This window comes from Vibrio sp. 1288 (assembly GCF_033344475.1).
The window spans coordinates 1-515 of sequence record NZ_JAWPOX010001139.1 but is presented as its reverse complement, the minus strand read 5'-3'; the positions used below and the strand labels follow the sequence as shown (position 1 = coordinate 515).

1 pseudogene is annotated in these 515 nt (G+C 48.3%); it reads left to right on the top strand.

From position 1 onward, the window contains the following. Positions 1-515, top strand: a pseudogene (locus R8O11_RS31325) (type II secretion system protein GspD); the annotation flags it as partial.

Here is a 515-nt window from a genome sequence, read left to right as displayed (position 1 = left end):
CATGATGGCTTTGCAAGATGTAATTTCTCAATTAGATATTCGCCGTGCTCAGGTTCTGATTGAAGCCTTGATTGTTGAAATGGCCGAAGGTGATGGTATTAACCTAGGCGTTCAGTGGGGGTCACTAGAAACGGGTGCTGTGATCCAGTACGGCAACACAGGTGCGCCAATCGGCCAAGTCATGGTTGGTTTGGAAGAAGCGAAAGACGTTACCAAAACGGAAAGCTACTGGAATAGTGACACGAACAAGTGGGAAAACCGTCAGTACACTGAAGAAGGTGACTACTCAACACTTGCATCTGCTCTTGGCGGCGTAAATGGTGCCGCAATGAGCATCGTGATGGGTGACTGGACGGCGCTAATTAGTGCGGTTGCTTCGGATTCCAACTCAAACATCCTGTCTTCTCCAAGTATCACTGTGATGGATAACGGCGAAGCCTCATTCATCGTGGGTGAAGAAGTGCCTGTTATTACTGGCTCGACTGCTGGTTCAAACAACGACAACCCATTCCAAA